Source organism: Cobetia sp. UCD-24C, from assembly GCF_001306765.1.
GTDB classification, from domain to species: domain Bacteria; phylum Pseudomonadota; class Gammaproteobacteria; order Pseudomonadales; family Halomonadaceae; genus Cobetia; species Cobetia amphilecti.
In genome coordinates this window covers 1-703 of sequence record NZ_LJTD01000045.1, presented here as the reverse complement: position 1 = coordinate 703, position 703 = coordinate 1, and the positions used below count along the sequence as shown (strand labels likewise).

The following is a 703-nucleotide window of genomic DNA, read 5'->3' as shown; positions in this document are numbered from 1 at the left end:
TGGAGTCTGCAACTCGACTCCATGAAGTCGGAATCGCTAGTAATCGTGGATCAGAATGCCACGGTGAATACGTTCCCGGGCCTTGTACACACCGCCCGTCACACCATGGGAGTGGACTGCACCAGAAGTGGTTAGCCTAACCTTCGGGAGGGCGATCACCACGGTGTGGTTCATGACTGGGGTGAAGTCGTAACAAGGTAGCCCTAGGGGAACCTGGGGCTGGATCACCTCCTTATCGACACTGTCTATCGCTCGCGGCAAGTGCTCACAACGAATTACCTGATCTTATTGCTGGCTTAGCCGGCAGTGGCAAGCGTGCTCATCATAGAGCGCGCTTCTCACTGTTCTCTGAACAGCCGCTCTTTAACAATGTGAATCATGCTGACGATAGATATGTGCGCCAAGCGCATGTCTATCAAAACGATATGTCGGAGAGGTCCGACAGATTCGTAATCCTTGACAGACCCCTTGGGGTTATATGGTCAAGCGATTAAGCGCATACGGTGGATGCCTTGGCAGCCAGAGGCGATGAAGGACGTGATAGCCTGCGATAAGCGTTGGCGAGGTGGCAAATACCCTGCGACCCAACGATTTCCGAATGGGGAAACCCACTCACCATCAGGTGAGTATCTATAGGCCAATACATAACCTATAGAGGCAAACCCGGGGAACTGAAACATCTAAGTACCCGGAGGAAAAGAAA

At 52.3% G+C, this 703-nt stretch carries 2 rRNA genes; both read left to right on the top strand.

Features of this window, described 5'->3' with window-relative positions:
* A 16S ribosomal RNA gene (locus tag AOG28_RS17485) occupies window positions 1-235 on the top strand; the annotation flags it as partial.
* Window positions 236-480: 245 nt separating this feature from the next.
* A 23S ribosomal RNA gene (locus tag AOG28_RS17480) occupies window positions 481-703 on the top strand; the annotation flags it as partial.